The sequence below is a fragment of the Pseudomonas sp. TE36184 genome (genome assembly GCF_054060055.1).
Genome location: NZ_JBSSCU010000001.1, coordinates 3,495,551 through 3,512,499, shown reverse-complemented (window position 1 = coordinate 3,512,499; position 16,949 = coordinate 3,495,551). Strand labels below are relative to the sequence as shown.

22 protein-coding genes are annotated in these 16,949 nt (G+C 61.0%); 16 read left to right on the top strand and 6 right to left on the bottom strand.

Annotated elements, in window-relative coordinates; genetic code table 11:
* The first annotated feature begins 4 nt into the window (after positions 1-4).
* The 7 genes from ACVWZP_RS15730 to hisC all read left to right on the top strand — a co-directional run bounded on the left by ACVWZP_RS15730 (position 5) and on the right by hisC (position 6,150).
* Positions 5-652 (top strand): MlaC/ttg2D family ABC transporter substrate-binding protein, encoded by a 648-nt coding sequence (locus tag ACVWZP_RS15730; RefSeq protein ID WP_046384674.1) that lies wholly within the window; start codon positions 5-7, stop codon positions 650-652.
* Positions 649-954, top strand: coding sequence for an STAS domain-containing protein (locus tag ACVWZP_RS15725; RefSeq protein ID WP_017845973.1), 306 nt, complete (start codon positions 649-651; stop codon positions 952-954). The genes ACVWZP_RS15730 and ACVWZP_RS15725 overlap by 4 nt, the downstream gene beginning before the upstream one ends.
* A 114-nt stretch (positions 955-1,068) precedes the next feature.
* Positions 1,069-1,308 carry a BolA family protein gene (locus ACVWZP_RS15720; protein ID WP_017845972.1) on the top strand — a complete coding sequence of 80 codons (240 nt, stop codon included), beginning with the start codon at positions 1,069-1,071 and terminating at the stop codon, positions 1,306-1,308.
* Positions 1,309-1,331: 23 nt separating this feature from the next.
* Positions 1,332-2,597: a UDP-N-acetylglucosamine 1-carboxyvinyltransferase gene (gene murA / locus ACVWZP_RS15715; RefSeq protein WP_017845971.1), complete on the top strand. Its 1,266-nt coding sequence runs from the start codon at positions 1,332-1,334 to the stop codon at positions 2,595-2,597.
* A gap of 156 nt (positions 2,598-2,753) precedes the next feature.
* Positions 2,754-3,389: an ATP phosphoribosyltransferase gene (gene hisG, locus ACVWZP_RS15710; protein WP_017845970.1), complete on the top strand. Its 636-nt coding sequence runs from the start codon at positions 2,754-2,756 to the stop codon at positions 3,387-3,389.
* Between the two features lie 379 nt (positions 3,390-3,768).
* Complete coding sequence (hisD, locus tag ACVWZP_RS15705) at positions 3,769-5,094, top strand: histidinol dehydrogenase (RefSeq protein WP_017845969.1); 1,326 nt, start codon at positions 3,769-3,771, stop codon at positions 5,092-5,094.
* A 3-nt stretch (positions 5,095-5,097) separates the two neighbouring features.
* Positions 5,098-6,150 carry a histidinol-phosphate transaminase gene (gene hisC / locus ACVWZP_RS15700; RefSeq protein ID WP_057004259.1) on the top strand — a complete coding sequence of 351 codons (1,053 nt, stop codon included), beginning with the start codon at positions 5,098-5,100 and terminating at the stop codon, positions 6,148-6,150.
* 129 nt (positions 6,151-6,279) lie between these two features.
* On the opposite strand, the gene ACVWZP_RS15695 is transcribed toward hisC, so the two are convergent.
* Entirely contained in the window at positions 6,280-7,554 is a 1,275-nt protein-coding gene (locus tag ACVWZP_RS15695) for a uracil-xanthine permease family protein (protein ID WP_457369918.1), read from the bottom strand.
* Positions 7,555-7,556: 2 nt separating this feature from the next.
* Positions 7,557-8,195 (bottom strand): uracil phosphoribosyltransferase, encoded by a 639-nt coding sequence (upp, locus tag ACVWZP_RS15690; RefSeq protein ID WP_017845966.1) that lies wholly within the window; start codon positions 8,193-8,195, stop codon positions 7,557-7,559.
* A 163-nt stretch (positions 8,196-8,358) separates the two neighbouring features.
* Here upp and ACVWZP_RS15685 point away from each other — a divergent pair, with 163 nt between their 5' ends.
* From ACVWZP_RS15685 to ACVWZP_RS15670, 4 genes are all read left to right on the top strand, one after another.
* Positions 8,359-8,916: a hypoxanthine-guanine phosphoribosyltransferase gene (locus ACVWZP_RS15685; protein ID WP_010567709.1), complete on the top strand. Its 558-nt coding sequence runs from the start codon at positions 8,359-8,361 to the stop codon at positions 8,914-8,916.
* Positions 8,917-8,919: 3 nt separating this feature from the next.
* Positions 8,920-9,387 carry a WbuC family cupin fold metalloprotein gene (locus ACVWZP_RS15680; RefSeq protein WP_424800825.1) on the top strand — a complete coding sequence of 156 codons (468 nt, stop codon included), beginning with the start codon at positions 8,920-8,922 and terminating at the stop codon, positions 9,385-9,387.
* Between the two features lie 35 nt (positions 9,388-9,422).
* Positions 9,423-9,908, top strand: a complete 486-nt coding sequence (locus ACVWZP_RS15675; protein WP_457369917.1) for a hypothetical protein — start codon at positions 9,423-9,425, stop codon at positions 9,906-9,908.
* 191 nt (positions 9,909-10,099) lie between these two features.
* Complete coding sequence (locus ACVWZP_RS15670; protein ID WP_017845962.1) at positions 10,100-10,387, top strand: PA4642 family protein; 288 nt, start codon at positions 10,100-10,102, stop codon at positions 10,385-10,387.
* Between the two features lie 62 nt (positions 10,388-10,449).
* Here the strand turns inward: ACVWZP_RS15670 and mqo are convergent, their stop codons facing one another.
* Entirely contained in the window at positions 10,450-11,958 is a 1,509-nt protein-coding gene (mqo, locus tag ACVWZP_RS15665; RefSeq protein WP_457369916.1) for a malate dehydrogenase (quinone), read from the bottom strand.
* A gap of 718 nt (positions 11,959-12,676) precedes the next feature.
* Entirely contained in the window at positions 12,677-12,910 is a 234-nt protein-coding gene (locus ACVWZP_RS15660; RefSeq protein ID WP_046384669.1) for a hypothetical protein, read from the bottom strand.
* Positions 12,911-13,103: 193 nt separating this feature from the next.
* On the opposite strand from ACVWZP_RS15660, the gene ACVWZP_RS15655 reads away from it, so the two are divergent.
* Positions 13,104-13,688 carry a YajG family lipoprotein gene (locus ACVWZP_RS15655; RefSeq protein WP_126587543.1) on the top strand — a complete coding sequence of 195 codons (585 nt, stop codon included), beginning with the start codon at positions 13,104-13,106 and terminating at the stop codon, positions 13,686-13,688.
* A 55-nt stretch (positions 13,689-13,743) separates the two neighbouring features.
* Here the strand turns inward: ACVWZP_RS15655 and ACVWZP_RS15650 are convergent, their stop codons facing one another.
* Complete coding sequence (locus tag ACVWZP_RS15650; RefSeq protein WP_017845958.1) at positions 13,744-13,953, bottom strand: hypothetical protein; 210 nt, start codon at positions 13,951-13,953, stop codon at positions 13,744-13,746.
* Positions 13,954-14,135: 182 nt separating this feature from the next.
* Here ACVWZP_RS15650 and ACVWZP_RS15645 point away from each other — a divergent pair, with 182 nt between their 5' ends.
* On the top strand, positions 14,136-14,393 hold the full coding sequence (locus ACVWZP_RS15645) for a hypothetical protein (RefSeq protein ID WP_046384667.1): 258 nt from the start codon (positions 14,136-14,138) through the stop codon (positions 14,391-14,393).
* A 121-nt stretch (positions 14,394-14,514) separates the two neighbouring features.
* Here the strand turns inward: ACVWZP_RS15645 and ACVWZP_RS15640 are convergent, their stop codons facing one another.
* Positions 14,515-15,678 (bottom strand): 1-acyl-sn-glycerol-3-phosphate acyltransferase, encoded by a 1,164-nt coding sequence (locus tag ACVWZP_RS15640; RefSeq protein WP_169850554.1) that lies wholly within the window; start codon positions 15,676-15,678, stop codon positions 14,515-14,517.
* Between the two features lie 133 nt (positions 15,679-15,811).
* Here ACVWZP_RS15640 and ACVWZP_RS15635 point away from each other — a divergent pair, with 133 nt between their 5' ends.
* From ACVWZP_RS15635 to ACVWZP_RS15625, 3 genes are read left to right on the top strand one after another with little or no spacing between them, the layout of a single operon-like run.
* The gene (locus ACVWZP_RS15635; RefSeq protein ID WP_017845955.1) at positions 15,812-15,994 is read left to right on the top strand and encodes a CPXCG motif-containing cysteine-rich protein; all 183 of its coding nucleotides are present in this window, start codon (positions 15,812-15,814) and stop codon (positions 15,992-15,994) included.
* A gap of 11 nt (positions 15,995-16,005) precedes the next feature.
* Positions 16,006-16,266: a putative signal transducing protein gene (locus ACVWZP_RS15630; protein WP_017845954.1), complete on the top strand. Its 261-nt coding sequence runs from the start codon at positions 16,006-16,008 to the stop codon at positions 16,264-16,266.
* Positions 16,267-16,302: 36 nt separating this feature from the next.
* Entirely contained in the window at positions 16,303-16,923 is a 621-nt protein-coding gene (locus ACVWZP_RS15625) for an SOS response-associated peptidase (RefSeq protein ID WP_057004262.1), read from the top strand.
* Positions 16,924-16,949 lie beyond the last annotated feature (26 nt).

Genomic DNA, 16,949 nt, shown 5'->3' with positions numbered 1-16,949 from the left:
GTTCATGATCTCTACCTTGCGACGTGGTCTGCTGGTACTGCTTGCAGCACTGCCGTTGATGGCCAACGCGGCAGGTTCTGCGCACGAACTGGTGCAGGACACGACCAGCAGAATGCTGGCTGACCTGAAGGCCAATAAAGAACAGTACAAGCAAGACCCTACCAAGTTCTACGACTCGCTCAACACCATTGTCGGCCCGGTCGTGGATGCCGAAGGCATTTCGCGCAGCATCATGACGGTGAAGTATTCGCGCAAGGCGACACCTGCGCAGATGCAGACATTCCAGGAAAACTTCAAGAAGGGCCTGTTTCAGTTCTACGGCAACGCCCTGCTCGAGTACAACAACCAGGGGATCACTGTCGACCCTGCCAAGGATGAGTCGGGCGATCGCACCAGCGTCGGCATGACCGTCAAGGGCAGCAACGGCGCCATCTATCCAGTGCAATACACTCTGGAGAAGGTCAGCGGTGAGTGGAAGCTGCGTAACGTGATCATCAACGGCATCAACATCGGCAAACTGTTCCGTGATCAGTTCGCCGACGCGATGCAGCGCAATGGCAACGACCTCGACAAGACCATCAATGGTTGGGCCGGTGAAGTGGCCAAGGCCAAGGAAGAGACCGATAAAGCCGCCGGGAAGCCCGCGCAATGACCGAGGCGGCTGTTCGTATCGGCGATGCCGGCGAGTTGTTCCTCAGCGGCGTGCTGGATTACCGCACCGGGCCCGACCTGCGCAAGCAGGGGCAGGCGCTGATCCAGGCGAGCACCGCACCGTCGCTGGTGCTCGATTGCTCGGCGGTGACCAAGTCCAGCAGCGTCGGCTTGTCGTTGCTGCTGTGCTTCATGCGCGACGCCGAGGCGGCCAAAAAGCCGGTGAGCATTCGTGCGTTGCCCGATGACATGCGTGAAATTGCCGACGTTTCCGGTCTGACCGAGCTGTTGGCGCATCCTTAATACACATATTCAAGAAAGCCCCCCGTCAGAGTCCTGCTATGCGGGGTTCGCAGGCGCGGGGCTTTTTTGTATGATGTGCGACCCGCGCGCACTGGGCGCCGATAGAGGTTGAGCATGCAGGCCCTAGAAGTTAAGAGCTTCCTTGAAGGAAAGCTGCCGGAAACGAACGTAGAAGTTGAAGGCGAAGGCTGCAACTTCCAGCTGAATGTGATTAGCGATGAACTGGCGGCATTGAGCCCGGTCAAGCGTCAACAGCAGGTCTATGCCCATTTGAACCCGTGGATCACCGATGGCAGCATCCATGCGGTCACTATGAAATTTTTCAGCCGCGCGGCCTGGGCCGAGCGCACCTGAGCCCCCAAGGCGTCGAGATTCTTATGGATAAATTGATTATTACCGGTGGTGCCCGCCTTGATGGCGAGATCCGCATTTCCGGTGCGAAAAACTCCGCCTTGCCGATCCTGGCAGCGACCTTGCTGTGTGATGGCCCTGTGACCGTGGCCAACCTGCCGCACCTGCACGACATCACCACCATGATCGAACTGTTCGGTCGCATGGGCATTGAGCCGGTGATCGACGAAAAACTGTCGGTTGAAATCGACCCGCGCACCATCAAGACCCTGATCGCCCCGTATGAGCTGGTGAAAACCATGCGTGCGTCGATCCTGGTGCTCGGCCCGATGGTTGCCCGTTTCGGCGAAGCCGAAGTGGCCTTGCCTGGCGGTTGCGCGATCGGTTCGCGTCCGGTCGACCTGCACATCCGTGGCCTTGAAGCCATGGGCGCCACCATCGACGTCGAAGGCGGCTACATCAAGGCCAAGGCGCCGGAAGGCGGCCTGCGTGGCGCCAACTTCTTCTTTGATACCGTCAGCGTGACCGGTACCGAGAACATCATGATGGCCGCTGCCCTGGCCAACGGCCGCAGCGTCTTGCAAAACGCCGCGCGCGAGCCGGAAGTGGTCGACCTGGCCAACTTCCTGATCGCCATGGGCGCCAATATCAGCGGCGCCGGCACCGACACCATCACCGTCGAAGGTGTAAAACGCCTGCATTCGGCCACCTACAAGGTGATGCCGGACCGCATCGAGACCGGGACCTACCTGGTTGCCGCCGCCGTCACCGGTGGCCGCGTCAAGGTCAAGGACACTGATCCGACCATCCTTGAGTCCGTGCTGGAAAAACTCAAGGAAGCCGGCGCTGAAATCACCACCGGTGAAGATTGGATCGAGCTGAACATGCACGGCAAGCGGCCAAAAGCCGTCAACGTGCGGACCGCTCCGTACCCGGCGTTCCCGACCGACATGCAAGCGCAGTTCATCTCCCTGAACGCGATTGCCGAAGGCACCGGCGCTGTGATCGAGACCATCTTCGAAAACCGCTTCATGCACGTGTACGAACTGCACCGCATGGGCGCGAAGATCCAGGTCGAAGGCAACACGGCCATCGTGACCGGCATCGACAAGCTCAAGGGCGCGCCCGTCATGGCCACCGACCTGCGGGCCTCGGCCAGCCTGGTGATCTCCGCACTGTGTGCAGAGGGCGACACTCTGATCGACCGCATCTACCACATAGACCGTGGCTACGAGTGCATCGAAGAAAAACTGCAGATGCTCGGCGCGAAGATCCGCCGCGTACCGGGCTAGCCCCCGCTGCACGGGCGCAGGGATGCGCCCGCCCGGGGTGTGCAATTGCGTATTCCGGCTGAATGTGTTTCAAATCGAGGCTGTAATGGCCTCGATCTGTGTCTGGCGCCGTTTGCGACCAGACCGCAATAGCCTGATGAAGGACTGACGTTTCCCATGTTGACCATCGCACTGTCCAAGGGCCGCATCCTTGACGACACTTTGCCGCTTCTGGCTGAAGCGGGCATCGTGCCGACCGAGAATCCGGACAAGAGCCGCAAGCTGATCATCCCTACGACCCAGGACGACGTTCGTCTGCTGATCGTGCGGGCTACCGATGTGCCGACCTATGTTGAACACGGTGCCGCCGACCTGGGTGTCGCCGGTAAAGACGTATTGATGGAATACGGCGGCCAGGGCCTGTACGAGCCGTTGGACCTGCGTATTGCCCTGTGCAAGCTGATGACCGCCGGCCGTGTCGGTGATGTCGAGCCTAAAGGTCGCCTGCGGGTGGCCACCAAGTTCGTCAATATCGCCAAGCGTTACTACGCCGAGCAAGGCCGTCAGGTCGATATCATCAAGCTGTACGGCTCGATGGAGCTGGCGCCGCTGATTGGCCTGGCCGACAAGATCATTGACGTGGTCGACACCGGCAACACCCTGCGCGCCAACGGTCTGGAGCCCCAGGATTTCATTGCTGACATCAGCTCCCGGCTGATCGTCAACAAGGCATCGATGAAGATGCAGCACGCGCGTATCCAGGCGTTGATCGACACCCTGCGCAACGCAGTGGAGTCTCGACACCGCGGTTGACTCACCCGCGTAGCCAAACGGCTGCGCCCGTCTATCCGCCTCATAGCCAGAATTCTCAGGTGCCCAAGCGGATACGACTGCTGGGAAGGTGCGCTGACGTTCAATAACGAATCGCGCCTTACCCCAAAAGGCAAGTTATGTTAGTAGAAGATTTTTTTTCAATACCTAGCGACGCGTAGCAGCCTGCCTTTTGAGGCAAGGCCCTACGGGTTGGTACTGTGGCCGCGCCATGCCGCGTTGCGGGACTTGGTAAGGAAACAATCCCTTACCGGCGTCCCGCGCCTTGCCTGGCACGGCCACAGCACCAACGCGATTCGTTATTGAACGTCAGCGCACCTTCGGGCGCCTGAGTTTTTGCCAATCCTATGAGGCCCTCGCTATGACCACGTCCACTGCAATTGCCCGACTCAACGCTGCCGACCCGGATTTCGCCCATCATCTGGATCATCTGCTGAGTTGGGAAAGCGTGTCCGACGACTCGGTCAACCAGCGGGTGCTCGATATCATCAAGGCCGTGCGCGAGCGCGGTGACGCCGCGCTGGTGGATTTCACCCGCCAGTTCGACGGCCTGGACGTCAAGTCCATGTCGGACCTGATCCTGCCCCGCGAACGCTTGGAGCTGGCCCTGACGCGCATCACCGCGCCGCAGCGCGAAGCCCTGGAACTCGCGGCGGCGCGGGTGCGCAGCTACCACGAAAAACAGAAACAGGATTCCTGGAGCTACACCGAGGCCGACGGCACCGTATTGGGCCAGAAGGTCACGCCGCTGGACCGCGCCGGCCTGTACGTGCCGGGCGGTAAAGCCTCGTACCCGTCGTCGGTATTGATGAACGCGATTCCCGCCAAGGTGGCCGGTGTGACCGAAGTGGTCATGGTGGTGCCTACCCCACGCGGTGAGATCAACGAGCTGGTCCTCGCGGCCGCCTGCATCGCCGGTGTCGACCGCGTGTTCACCATCGGCGGCGCCCAGGCTGTCGCGGCGTTGGCCTACGGTACCGAAAGCGTGCCGATGGTCGACAAGGTGGTCGGCCCCGGCAACATCTATGTCGCCACCGCCAAGCGCCATGTATTTGGCCAGGTCGGTATCGACATGATCGCCGGCCCTTCGGAAATCCTCGTGGTGTGTGACGGCCAGACCGACCCGGACTGGATCGCCATGGACCTGTTCTCCCAGGCCGAACATGACGAAGACGCCCAGGCGATTCTGGTCAGCCCTGACGCCGAGTTCCTCGACAAGGTCGCCGCCAGCATCAACAAGCTGCTGCCGACCATGGACCGCGCCGAGATCATCGAGAAGTCGATCAATGGCCGTGGTGCGTTGATCCTGGTGCGCGACATGGAGCAGGCCATCGAAGTGGCTAACCGCATCGCGCCGGAACACCTGGAGTTGTCCGTGGCCGACCCACAGGCCTGGCTGCCGTCGATTCGTCACGCGGGCGCGATCTTCATGGGCCGTCACACCAGCGAAGCCCTGGGCGACTATTGCGCGGGCCCCAACCACGTGTTGCCGACCTCCGGCACCGCGCGCTTCTCCTCGCCGCTGGGGGTGTACGACTTCCAGAAACGTTCGTCGATCATCTTCTGCTCGCCACAAGGCGCTTCCGAGTTGGGCAAGACCGCCTCGGTACTGGCCCGTGGCGAATCCTTGAGCGCCCACGCCCGGAGCGCCGAATACCGCATCCTTGAAGACAATAAGGGGAACTGAGACATGAGCAAATTCTGGAGCCCCTTCGTCAAGGAGCTGGTGCCTTACGTACCCGGTGAACAGCCCAAGTTGACCAAGCTGGTCAAGCTCAACACCAACGAAAACCCCTACGGCCCGTCGCCCAAGGCGCTGGCGGCCATGCAGGTCGAGTTGAGCGACAATCTGCGCCTGTACCCGGACCCCAACAGCGACCTGCTCAAGCAGGCCGTGGCCCGCTATTACGGGATCGACGCCGGTAAAGTGTTCCTCGGCAACGGTTCCGACGAAGTCCTGGCACACATCTTCCACGCGCTGTTCCAGCACGACTCGCCGCTGCTGTTCCCGGATATCAGCTACAGCTTTTATCCGGTGTACTGCGGCCTCTATGGCATCAAATTCGACGCGGTGCCGCTGGATGAGCAGTTCCAGATCCGCGCGGCGGACTACGCCAGGCCGAACGGCGGGATCATCTTCCCCAACCCGAACGCGCCGACCGGCTGCGTGCTGGCCCTGGACGCGGTGGAGCAGATCCTCAAGGCCAGCCCGGATTCGGTGGTGGTGGTGGATGAAGCCTACGTCGACTTCGGTGGCGAAACCGCCATCAGCCTGGTGGATCGCTACCCGAACCTGCTGGTCACCCAGACCTTGTCCAAATCGCGCTCACTGGCCGGTTTGCGCGTGGGCCTGGCCGTGGGCCACCCGGACCTGATCGAGGCGCTGGAGCGGGTCAAGAACAGCTTCAACTCCTATCCGCTCGATCGCCTGGCGATTGTCGGCGCAGCGGCGGCGTTCGACGACCGCGAGTACTTCGAGAAGACATGCCGGTGGGTGATCGACAGCCGCAACAAGGTGGTCGCACAATTGGAAGGCAAGGGCTTTGAAGTGTTGCCATCGGCTGCGAACTTCATCTTCGCCCGCCACCCACGGCACGACGCCGCCGGCCTGGCGGCCAAGTTGCGTGAGCAGGGCGTGATCGTGCGGCACTTCAAGCAGGCGCGGATTGATCAGTTCCTGCGGATCAGCATCGGTACGGCGGAGCAGAACCAGGCGTTGATCGATGGCCTAGGCGAGCTCTAAGTCACACTGAAGATCTAACAATGTGGGAGGGGGCTTGCCCCCGATAGCGGCAGATCAGTCGATTAGATGTCGACTGGCACTCCGTCATCGGGGGCAAGCCCCCTCCCACATTCAGTTTTGCAGTGCTGGTTAGATCAACGGCTCATCCGGCTTCTTGTGCTTCCAGCCATCATTGCCCGGCAGCAGCAGGTTCAAGCCAATCGCTACCACCGCACACAGGGCGATGCCCTTCAGGCCGAAATCGTCCGGACCGGTGCCGGTGCCGATCAGCACACCGCCAATCCCGAACACCAGCGTCACCGACACAATCACCAGATTGCGGGCTTCGCCCAGGTCGATCTTGTGGCGGATCAGCGTGTTCATGCCCACGGCGGCGATCGAGCCGAACAGCAGGCACAGAATCCCGCCCATCACCGGCACTGGAATGCTCTGCAGCAGTGCGCCGAACTTGCCGATAAACGCCAGGCTGATGGCAAAGGTTGCCGCCCAGGTCATGATCTTCGGGTTGTAGTTCTTGGTCAGCATCACTGCGCCGGTCACTTCGGCGTAGGTGGTGTTCGGCGGGCCGCCAAACAGGCCAGCGGCCGTGGTGGCAATCCCGTCACCCAGCAGGGTGCGGTGCAGGCCGGGCTTCTTCAGGTAGTCGCGACCGGTCACGCTGCCCACCGCGATCACACCGCCGATATGCTCGATCGCCGGGGCCAGGGCCACCGGGACGATAAACAGAATCGCCTGCCAGTTGAACTCCGGCGCGGTGAAGTGGGGCAGGGCGAACCACGGTGCGGCGGCAATTTTGGCCGTATCGACCACGCCGAAGTAGAACGCCATGGCAAAGCCCACCAGCACGCCGGAGATGATCGGCACCAGGCGGAAAATGCCCTTGCCGAACACGGCCACGATCAGGGTGGTCAGCAGCGCCGGCATCGAGATCAGCATCGCCGTCTGGTAATGGATCAGCTCGGCGCCATCGCCGGATTTACCCATCGCCATGTTGGCGGCAATCGGCGCCATGGCCAGGCCGATGGAAATGATCACCGGCCCGATCACCACCGGCGGCAGCAGCCGGTCGATGAAACCGGTGCCCTTGATCTTCACCGCCAACCCCATGAAGGTATAAACGAAACCGGCCGCCATCACCCCGCCCATGGTCGCCGCCAGGCCGAACTGGCCCTTGGCGAGAATGATCGGGGTGATAAAGGCAAAGCTCGACGCCAGAAACACCGGCACCTGCCGCCCGGTCACCAGTTGGAACAGCAACGTGCCCAGACCAGCGGTGAACAGGGCGACGTTTGGATCAAGACCTGTGATCAGCGGCATCAACACCAACGCGCCAAATGCCACAAAGAGCATTTGTGCGCCAGACAGGATCTGGCGCCAAAGCGGGTCGTTGAATTCATCCTGCATGCTCACGCGTCCTTCTGCTTGGTACCGAAGATCTTGTCACCGGCGTCGCCCAGGCCTGGGATGATGTAGCCGTTTTCATTCAGGCGCTCATCGATGGACGCGGTGTAGATCTGCACGTCCGGGTGGGCCTTCTCGACGGCGGCGATGCCTTCGGGCGCGGCGACCAGCACCATGGCGCGGATGTCCTTGCAACCGGCCCTCTTCAGCAGGTCGATGGTGGCAACCATGGAACTGCCGGTGGCGAGCATCGGGTCGATGATCATCGCCAGACGCTCGTTGATTTCCGGTACGAGTTTTTCCAGGTAGGTGTGGGCCTGCAACGTTTCTTCATTGCGAGCCACGCCCACGGCGCTGACCTTGGCGCCGGGGATCAGGCTGAGGACGCCTTCGAGCATGCCGATGCCGGCGCGCAGGATCGGCACCACGGTGATTTTCTTGCCGGCGATCTTCTCGACCTGGACGGGGCCGGCCCAACCGGGGATCTCGTAGCTTTCCAGGGGCAGGTCTTTGGTGGCTTCGTAGGTGAGCAACGCTCCGACTTCCTGAGCAAGCTCACGGAAGTTCTTCGTGCTAATGTCGGCGCGGCGCATAAGGCCGAGCTTGTGTCGGATCAGCGGATGGCGGATCTCGCGAGTGGGCATGGGAAAGGCTCCGGCGGCGGGCAAAAAAACCGGCCTAGATTAATCTATCCGAGGGTGTTGTCCTATAGACATCTAGCACGTTAGTCCATTAAGGCTTGAACGTTGCGCCTCACATGCGTACCTTTGCCCGCTTTTCTTGCCACAGCACCCCCTGGAGAGCGCCATGTCCGCTGATCTCGAGCATATCCGTCAAATCATGCGCGAGGCTGACTGCCTGTACACCGAAGCGCAAGTCGAAGAGGCGATCGCCAAGGTCGGCGCACAGATCACCCGCGAAATGGCCGACACCAACCCGGTGGTCTTCTGCGTGATGAACGGTGGTCTGATCTTCGCCGGCAAATTGCTGACCCATCTGCACTTCCCGCTGGAAGCGTCCTACCTGCATGCCACGCGTTATCGCAACGAAACCAGCGGCGGCGACCTGTTCTGGAAAGCCAAGCCGGAAGTCTCGTTCATCGACCGCGACGTGCTGATCATCGACGACATCCTCGATGAAGGGCACACCCTGGGCGCGATCATCGACTTCTGCAAACACGCCGGCGCGCGCAAAGTCCACACCGCCGTGCTGATCGACAAAGACCACGACCGCAAGGCGCGCCCGGAAATGAAGGCCGATTTCGTCGGCCTGCCGTGCATCGACCGCTACATCTTCGGTTACGGCATGGACTACAAAGGTTACTGGCGCAACGCCAATGGGATTTACGCCGTTAAAGGGATGTAATGTATGGCCCGCTTTCTTGATCAGACGCTGTTTGCTGAATTGGCCGGGAAGGCGGCCGCCAGCCCCCGTGGTCGACACCACCACAACTTCCACGAGATGGAAGAACCCTGCCATCGCCTGGCCGTGGGCTTGCAACCCAGCACCTACGTGCCGCCTCATCGGCATCTGAGCGCGGACAAGGCGGAAACCCTGCTGGTGCTCCAGGGGCGCCTGGGGGTGCTGTTGTTCAGCGACAGCGGTGAAGTGATCGCCAAGCGCGTGATGCAGGCGGGCGGCGAGTGTTCGGGCATCGATCTGCCGCCGGGGGTATTCCACGGTTTGGTGGTGCTGGCGCCTGACACGGTGATGTTCGAGTGCAAGGCCGGGCCGTACCGACCGGTGGGCGAGGGTGAATTGGCCGACTGGGCACCTCGCGAAGGCGATGCCGATGTGGCCGAGTATCAACGCTGGATGCTTGCCCAGTTCGATTGAGCTACAGTGCTGGGCCATCTTTCCCGGAGCGGCCCATGAGCCTGTTGATTCGCACCTGCGCCGCCCTGGCGCTGACCCTCAGCTTGCCGCTGGCCGCCGCCCCGGCGCCGATGCACAGCCAATTCCTGCCGCCCGACGACCTGGCCCTGCGCGCCGAAGCGCCCGATCAGCAGCAACTGTTGCAAGTCACCGAGTATGCCGTGGTGGTAGGTAATCAGCGCCAATCCACGCAGCAGCCAATCCCGGTGACGTCGCCGTTGATGATTCGCCTCAAGGGTAAGTCCTTGAACAAAGGCGCAAGCATCGCCCAGGTGATCGTCAATTTCGACGCCGAAAGCAAAAGCCTGAAAAAGCCGGTGTTCGATGACAAGACCAAGACCCTGACCTTGTCCTACTCCGCGACCCAATACCGCGTGATCGTCGACCTGCTGCGCAATGACACGGTGTATGTGCAGTTCCTCAGTTATGCCAATGGGCATATCTGGGCGGATCTGCATACCGGCGTGGTACGCACCAAGTAGCCAGCACACAGACGAACCCAATGTGGGAGGGTGCTTGCTCCCGATGACGGTGTGTCAGTCGACATCTAATTGACGGGTCCAGCGCAATCGGGAGCAAGCCCTCTCCCACAGTGGTTCTCAGCGCTTTCGCCGCTCGCGCCTCGCAGGTAGACTTCAAACCCCATGTAAATGTCCGCAGGCTGGAGTCGGTAATGCGTAAAGATAAGAAACAGGTGATTGGTGACGAGATCGGCGACGATCAGATCAAGTTGTTCCTGGACTTCGAACCCGTCGACGCGACTTCACCCTCCCTGCACAAACTGATCAAGGCCTATCGTGGCCTGCGTATCGACGACTTCGAGCGCTTCCTGGGCTTCTTCAAGGCCGCCGGCCTGGACCTCGATGGCAAGGACGAGCATGGCCAGACCTTCGTCGACCTGATCAAGGACCAGCGTAACGCCGCCGAGTACATTGAATTGATCGATAACGCCCGCGGCTGATCGCAGGCGAAAAAAAGCCCCGCGGCTCATATCGAGAAGCGGGGCTTTTTTATTTCGAGGCCTTAAGCGTAGCTTTGGGCTTCGTTGTTTTGCTCAACCAGTTCCAGGCTGATGTTGTTCTGCGCGTTGATCTTGCGGTACAGCTCGGCATCGGTCTCCAGGACCTTTTCACGGGCCGGGAAGATCTCGTGCAGTTTGGCCGCCCACTCGCCGGCAGCCTTGGTCGGGAAGCAGCGTTCGATCAGTTCGAGCATGATCGACACCGTCACCGAAGCGCCCGGGGACGCGCCCAGCAGCGCCGCCAGCGAGCCGTCTTTGGCCGCGACCAGCTCGGTGCCGAATTGCAGCACACCGCCTTTTTTCGGGTCTTTCTTGATGATCTGCACCCGTTGGCCGGCCACTTCCAGGCGCCAGTCTTCGGCATTGGCTTGCGGGTAGAAGCGGCGCAGGGATTCCAGGCGCTGTTCCATGGACTGCATCACTTCGCTGACCAGGTACTTGGTCAGGTCCATGTTGTCCCGGGCCACGGCCAGCATCGGGCCGATGTTGCCGGCGCGCACCGACAACGGCAGGTCAAGGAACGAGCCGTGCTTGAGGAACTTGGTGGTGAAACCGGCGTAAGGCCCGAACAGCAGGGACGTCTTGCCGTCGACCACGCGGGTGTCCAGGTGCGGCACGGACATCGGTGGCGACCCCACGGCGGCCTGGCTGTAGACCTTGGCCTGGTGGTGCTTGACCACTTCCGGGTTGTCGCAACGCAGCCACTGGCCACTGACCGGGAAACCGCCGAAGCCTTTGCTTTCTTCGATGCCCGAGGCTTGCAGCAGCGGCAGGGCCGCGCCACCGGCGCCGAGGAACACGAACTTGGCGTCCACGTCGCGGCTGTTGCCGCTGTTGACGTCCTTGATGCTCACGGTCCAGCCCGCGCCATTGCGCTTGAGGCCGGTCACGCGTTTGCTGTACTTGACCTGGGCATCGGGCGCGCTGGTCAGGTGGTTCAGCAACTGGTTGGTCAGGGCGCCGAAGTTGACGTCGGTGCCGTTCTGCACACGGGTCGCGGCGATTTTTTCGTCGAGCGGGCGGCCTGGCATCATCAGCGGCATCCACTCGACCATCTCGTTGCGGTCTTCGGTATAGCGCATATCCGAAAATGCATGATGCTGGCTGAGGGTTTCAAAGCGCTTCCTGAGGAAGGCTACGCCTTTGTCGCCCTGCACGAAGCTCAGGTGCGGCACCGGGGTGATAAAGGACCTGGACGAGCCAAAGGTGCCTTTTTTGGTCAGGTACGCCCAGAACTGCTTCGACACCTCGAACTGGGTGTTGATGTGGACAGCTTTCTTGATGTCGATGGAACCATCGGCGACCTGGGGTGTGTAATTCAGCTCACACAGCCCGGCGTGGCCGGTACCGGCGTTGTTCCACGGGTTGGAACTCTCCGCGGCTCCCGAGTCCATCAGCTCAACGACTTCCAGCTTGAGGCCGGGGTCGAGCTCTTTGAGCAGTACGGCCAGGGTGGCACTCATGATGCCGGCCCCTACCAGTACTACGTCGACTGCTTCGTTATGCGCCATTTAACGCGTCTCCAAAATCTGCAGCACCAAATTGACGGCATGGCTGCCAGGAGTGACGGGGCGGTTCACGTGTTGCCCCAGGTTACCCATGGCCAGGATCGCCATGTCCGATTCGCAATTCTTTGCAAGTTCAGCGCACGCTTCCTGCCGGGCTAATCCGCCTATGAACGCATTCATGGGCTGCCGTGGCAATTCGACTTATGGTCAAAGCGTGCGATCCGTGCAATCAATCCGTAGCGGACAGGCTCAAGCCCCGGAGCACTCGGTCCTGTGTGATTGGGCTGTTCCAGACGCTGATGGTGCTTGTACAAACGCCAAACTATTCATTTGCTCGCCACACTCTTGTGAAGTTGTGAAAACCCGTTTTTTCACGCTCTTTTGAAGACGTGAACCTCAAAAAAGGGCTGCCCCAGCCTGGCACCTGGCCCGGAAAACCTTGCCGGCATGCGGCAAAACGGGCAAACAACTCAAGTGGCCGAGCGCAATGGCAGCTCTGGCAGATTCGGTAAAGGCGGGTGGTTTGCAAAGAAAACAGCAAGCGCGCCAGCTTCACACGATCTGTGTGGGCGGCTCTCTGTGGGCGATCTGGGGGGGCTAATACCGAAGCATTAACGATGTTGCGAGGCCCGATCAGGAGACGTCCTTATAATCGGGGGGAGATTGTAGCGAAGAACGCCAAGGAAATGGGCGTGTTTTATGACTTTTATTAGGCGTTCGGTCAGGCGGCCAACGGGTGGCGATGCGGCGACTGCGTCGCGCGTGGGCTGATACGGGCGCTGGCGGGCAGCGGGCGGTGCATCCAGCTCAAGCGGATTTCTTCGATTTCCACCCAGCCAGCGCCGACCGGTGGCTGGCTGCACTCTTTGAAAGCCTGGCAGCGACCTTGCACATCGAGCAGGGCAAATTGGCGAAGGGCGGGCTTGCGGGTAAACAGCGACCAGAGAAAATGCATGAAATCAGCCTCCTGAGATTGAGGCCAAGCATGCCTGCCGGGGATGACGGGCGCGTGTATCGGCTGTGACATATCGGTGACACCGAACCCCTACAATGCCTGCGGGTCTTAGGTTGTAACTGACGCTAGTTCCCGGCGAGGGCCGCCCGCTATACTGCCGGCCTGTCGGTACTCGATTTCTGGAGAGAAGAGCATGTTGCAACGCCTGTTGTTCGGTTTGATCACTGTGACCAGTTTGACCCTGGTTGGCTGCGCCAATAGCCCGCAACAACTCAGCCCGCAACCGAAGCTCACCACGCAGTTGGCCCCGGTGGGTCACGGTCAGCCGGTGTCGGTGCGTGTGGTGGATGGTCGTCCTTCGCCGACCCTGGGCTCCCGTGGTGGCCTGTATCCGGAGACCGCGCTGGTGTCGGTGAGCGGTGCCGATGTGCTCCCCAAGCTGCAAGCCCAGGCTGAAGCAGCGGTGCGGCTGCTCGGCTTTACCCCGGCCAACTCGCCGGGCGCGCCGCAGTTGACCATCACCCTGGCCGAGCTGAAATACCAGTCGCCCAAAGAAGGCCTGTACGTGACGGAGGCCACTATCGGCGCGACGTTCAGGTCCGACGTGAGCGCCGGCACCCGTCGCTACAGCGGCCGTTATGGTGCGTCCCTCAACCAGCGCTTCGGCATGTCGCCTAACCAGGAGACCAACACCAAGCTGGTCAGCGACGTCCTGAGCGACGCCTTGACCCGTCTGTTCAAGGACCCGAGCATCGGCCAGTTGCTCAGCTCGCAATAACGCTCAATAACAAGCCGGGCTCAGCGCTGAGCCCGGCTTTTTTGTGCCCGCCGTTTCATGCCGCGGTGTCGATACCGAAGTCGAGCAGGCTTATCCCGGTCAGCAGGTCCGTCTCCGGCAGGTCCGCATGCTGGTGCCCGCCAAGGGCGCAATACACCAGCCAGTGGCGGTCCTGGACGTTGAACGCGAGGCCGCCGATCAGCGCCTCTTGCTCATCGCTTGGGGCTATCAAATACAGTCGATCCTGGTTTTGCGCGTGCAACATGACAAGCTCCCGAGCGTTCGAAGGGCCACAGAGTGAACGGTTAAGGTGACGTTCAGGTGACGCCGTAAATTACTCGATACATTAGCCGTCAATGGGGGAAGGAGCTTTTAGGTGCAGGAGGCGACTTCCGTTCAGGTTTGTATCTGAATGGATACCAAGGCACTGTTTCAACGAGGTGTGTGATGGCGCTGGCCGGACTGCTGATCAATGTTGTTGCTCTATCAGTGGCCTGCTCTGGCGCTGCACTGCTATTCATTACCCGTTTGAAGGAACAGCGCGCCATGGCCAGGCTCGCCGCGCAAAGCGAAGAGCGCGCCATCGACCAACCCATGCTGTTTCTGGATGTACGCACCGAACGGGCGCATCGCCTGGCTTATCGTATTGGTTTCGCCTGCCTGGGGCTGGCGCTGCTGGTTTCATGGATCAGCACGCGTTTTTAGTTGCACCCTGAAACGACTGTGGGAGCGGGCTTGCACGCGATAGCGGAGTTACAGTCGGTACCGCTGTGACTGAACCACCGCATCGCAGGCAAGCCCGCTCCCACAGGTTTGGCTAGGTGTATTACAGCGGGATTCCCGCCTTGACCCGATATTGATTGCGCACTGGCGTTGCATATTGCACCACCAGGAACGGCCGGTGTTCGACCGGGCACTCGCTCAAGCGCCGCTCCCACTCTGCCTTGGCCTTGGCCAACTCGTCGGCCGGGAAGATATCCGCTGCCTTGGGCACCTGCAGTTGCGGGTCGGCGTCACTCCACTGGGCGTAGGCCAGGTAGTGAACCGGGAACAGGCGATAACCTCCGAGAATCTGCCGGTCCATTTCCACGGCGAGCAGCTTGGTGTCTTCGAAGCGCTCGGTGATCGGCGGCGCAAAGTTCACATGCACCCGGCCCTTGTAGCCGGTAATGCCCAGGGCAATGCTCACATCGTCTTCACCCGGCGCCTTGGTGTAGGTGCCGGTGGTGGCGCGGATGTACAGCTCGCGAGCCTTGGCCAAGTCGCATGGGTCGTATTCGTAGCTGATGGACACGGGCGTCAGGTTCAGCGACTGGATCACCTCGGCGAACGGCTCGTCCTTGCGGCTGACGTGGAACATCTTGAGGATCGCCGATTCGGTGCGGTCATCCCCATCCTTGGCGCGGCCTTCGGCCTGGGCGATCCAGATCGACTGGCAGTCGTGGCGGATCGAATGGTTGATGTAGGCCGACAGCAACTGGTAAGCCGCCATTTTTTCCTTTCGCCCGGTGATCGAGCGGTGCACGATGAAGCTCTTGTTCAGGCGCATCAGGTCGCTGACAAACGGCTTTTGCAACAGGTTGTCGCCGATGGCGATACGCGGTGTCGGCAGGCCGGCGTGGTACACGGCGTAGTTGACGAAGGCCGGGTCCATCACGATATCGCGATGGTTGGCCAAAAAGACGTAGGCGGTGCCCGATTTGAGCTGTTCCACGCCGGTATAGGTCACGCCGTCGGTCGCTCGATCAATGGTGTGGTCGACGTAATACTCGACTTTGTCCTGCAGCGTGGCCACGGTGGTGACGCCGGCGAATTCACGGCGCAGTTTGCGGGCGATCATGGGTTTGAGCAGCCAGCCCAGCGCGCCGGCAAAGCGCGGGAAGCGGAAGTGGGTCAGGATGTCCAGAAAGGCCTTGTCACTGAACAGCCGCTCCAGCACTGCCGGGACTTCGCTGTCGTTGTAAGGTCGGATGGTATCGAATTCGCCCATCATGCTCTCTTGTTAGAAACGGCTAGGGTAAGTAGAGGAAATACCAGGGTGCGGCCCGAGTAATGGGCTCGGCCGAAATATAACCCTGTAAATAGACCGGCGATTATACGCACAAGTCACTTGGGAGACTGCGATGCTGGAAACCGCGCTGTACGATTGTCCTTATTGTGGTGAAGTGGTGGAGACAACCGTGGATTTATCCGGCGGCGACCAGACCTATATAGAAGACTGTCAGGTATGTTGCCGACCGATCATTTTCAACCTGCAGGTCCATGGTGAAGAGTGGATGCTCGAAACTCGCAGCGAAAACGAATAGCAGGTACGCCCATGCAGCGAATCTACGAACCGGAAAACCTGATGGAAGGCGAGCTGCTGCAGCAGATGCTCGCCAGCGAAGGGATCGAGGCGCATTTGGTGGGGCGCCATTTGCTCGGCGGTAGCGGCGAGTTACCGATTTTCGGGCTGCTGGGGCTAGAGGTGGACAACGACCAGGCAGCCTGCGCGCGCGAGCTGATCACCGCGTATAACGGTGCGCAACCGTTGCCCGGCGATGAACCCGACAGCTTCCCCGACGTGTTGGTCTGTTAGGCTGTCGGTCGGTTTACCCAAGAGTCGTGTTGCCCCATGTGTGGACGTTATGCCCTGTTTCGCTGGAACCCCACGTTTGCTGCCTTGCCGGGCTTTCCGGCGGATCAGCAGGCCCAGTGGAATATTTCTCCCAATGATTCGGTGCTGATCCAGCGCGCCACCGACGGCCAGCGCACCCTGGCCCGCGCCCGCTGGGGCCTGACACCGCCGTGGCTGACGGACCTTTCCCGTACTCCGGCGCATGCCCGCGCCGAAACCCTGGCTGAGCAACCGATGTTCCGCGAAGCGTTTCGCCAGCGTCGCTGCCTGTTGCCGGCCAACGGGTTCTACGAATGGCGCGGCACCCAGCGCAAGCGGCCGTACTGGTTGACGCCAGGGGAAGGTTCGACGCTGTTTTTTGCGGCCATCTGGGAAGCGTATCCGGTGCAGGAGCAAGTGTGGCTGAGCACCGCGGTGGTGACCCAGGCGGCGCAGAGTCAGCGGCGGCCGTTGATTCTGGATGCGGCGGGGCAGGAAGCCTGGCTGAACCCCGAGACGCCGCTGCCGGTGTTGCAGGGACTGTTGGCCAGCGAGCCGGTCGCCTTGCGTGAACGGGTGCTGGCCAACATGGTCAACGATCCCAAGCTGAATGGGCCGGAGTGCCTGACTCCGGCTTGAGCCAGAAAATCCGCCACCGTTGTGGG

Excerpts from the sequence above, each read along its gene's own strand:
- murA (WP_017845971.1), top strand. The coding sequence starts at position 1,332 with ATGGATAAATTGATTATTACCGGTGGTGCCCGCCTTGATGGCGAGATC.
- hisD (WP_017845969.1), top strand. The coding sequence starts at position 3,769 with ATGACCACGTCCACTGCAATTGCCCGACTCAACGCTGCCGACCCGGAT.
- ACVWZP_RS15645 (WP_046384667.1), top strand. The coding sequence starts at position 14,136 with ATGGCGCTGGCCGGACTGCTGATCAATGTTGTTGCTCTATCAGTGGCC.
- ACVWZP_RS15655 (WP_126587543.1), top strand. The coding sequence starts at position 13,104 with ATGTTGCAACGCCTGTTGTTCGGTTTGATCACTGTGACCAGTTTGACC.
- ACVWZP_RS15675 (WP_457369917.1), top strand. The coding sequence starts at position 9,423 with ATGAGCCTGTTGATTCGCACCTGCGCCGCCCTGGCGCTGACCCTCAGC.
- hisC (WP_057004259.1), top strand. The coding sequence starts at position 5,098 with ATGAGCAAATTCTGGAGCCCCTTCGTCAAGGAGCTGGTGCCTTACGTA.
- ACVWZP_RS15625 (WP_057004262.1), top strand. The coding sequence starts at position 16,303 with ATGTGTGGACGTTATGCCCTGTTTCGCTGGAACCCCACGTTTGCTGCC.
- ACVWZP_RS15660 (WP_046384669.1), bottom strand. The coding sequence starts at position 12,910 with ATGCATTTTCTCTGGTCGCTGTTTACCCGCAAGCCCGCCCTTCGCCAA.
- ACVWZP_RS15635 (WP_017845955.1), top strand. The coding sequence starts at position 15,812 with ATGCTGGAAACCGCGCTGTACGATTGTCCTTATTGTGGTGAAGTGGTG.
- upp (WP_017845966.1), bottom strand. The coding sequence starts at position 8,195 with ATGCCCACTCGCGAGATCCGCCATCCGCTGATCCGACACAAGCTCGGC.
- ACVWZP_RS15630 (WP_017845954.1), top strand. The coding sequence starts at position 16,006 with ATGCAGCGAATCTACGAACCGGAAAACCTGATGGAAGGCGAGCTGCTG.
- ACVWZP_RS15640 (WP_169850554.1), bottom strand. The coding sequence starts at position 15,678 with ATGGGCGAATTCGATACCATCCGACCTTACAACGACAGCGAAGTCCCG.
- ACVWZP_RS15730 (WP_046384674.1), top strand. The coding sequence starts at position 5 with ATGATCTCTACCTTGCGACGTGGTCTGCTGGTACTGCTTGCAGCACTG.
- ACVWZP_RS15695 (WP_457369918.1), bottom strand. The coding sequence starts at position 7,554 with ATGCAGGATGAATTCAACGACCCGCTTTGGCGCCAGATCCTGTCTGGC.
- ACVWZP_RS15725 (WP_017845973.1), top strand. The coding sequence starts at position 649 with ATGACCGAGGCGGCTGTTCGTATCGGCGATGCCGGCGAGTTGTTCCTC.
- ACVWZP_RS15670 (WP_017845962.1), top strand. The coding sequence starts at position 10,100 with ATGCGTAAAGATAAGAAACAGGTGATTGGTGACGAGATCGGCGACGAT.
- hisG (WP_017845970.1), top strand. The coding sequence starts at position 2,754 with ATGTTGACCATCGCACTGTCCAAGGGCCGCATCCTTGACGACACTTTG.
- ACVWZP_RS15720 (WP_017845972.1), top strand. The coding sequence starts at position 1,069 with ATGCAGGCCCTAGAAGTTAAGAGCTTCCTTGAAGGAAAGCTGCCGGAA.
- ACVWZP_RS15680 (WP_424800825.1), top strand. The coding sequence starts at position 8,920 with ATGGCCCGCTTTCTTGATCAGACGCTGTTTGCTGAATTGGCCGGGAAG.
- mqo (WP_457369916.1), bottom strand. The coding sequence starts at position 11,958 with ATGGCGCATAACGAAGCAGTCGACGTAGTACTGGTAGGGGCCGGCATC.
- ACVWZP_RS15685 (WP_010567709.1), top strand. The coding sequence starts at position 8,359 with ATGTCCGCTGATCTCGAGCATATCCGTCAAATCATGCGCGAGGCTGAC.
- ACVWZP_RS15650 (WP_017845958.1), bottom strand. The coding sequence starts at position 13,953 with ATGTTGCACGCGCAAAACCAGGATCGACTGTATTTGATAGCCCCAAGC.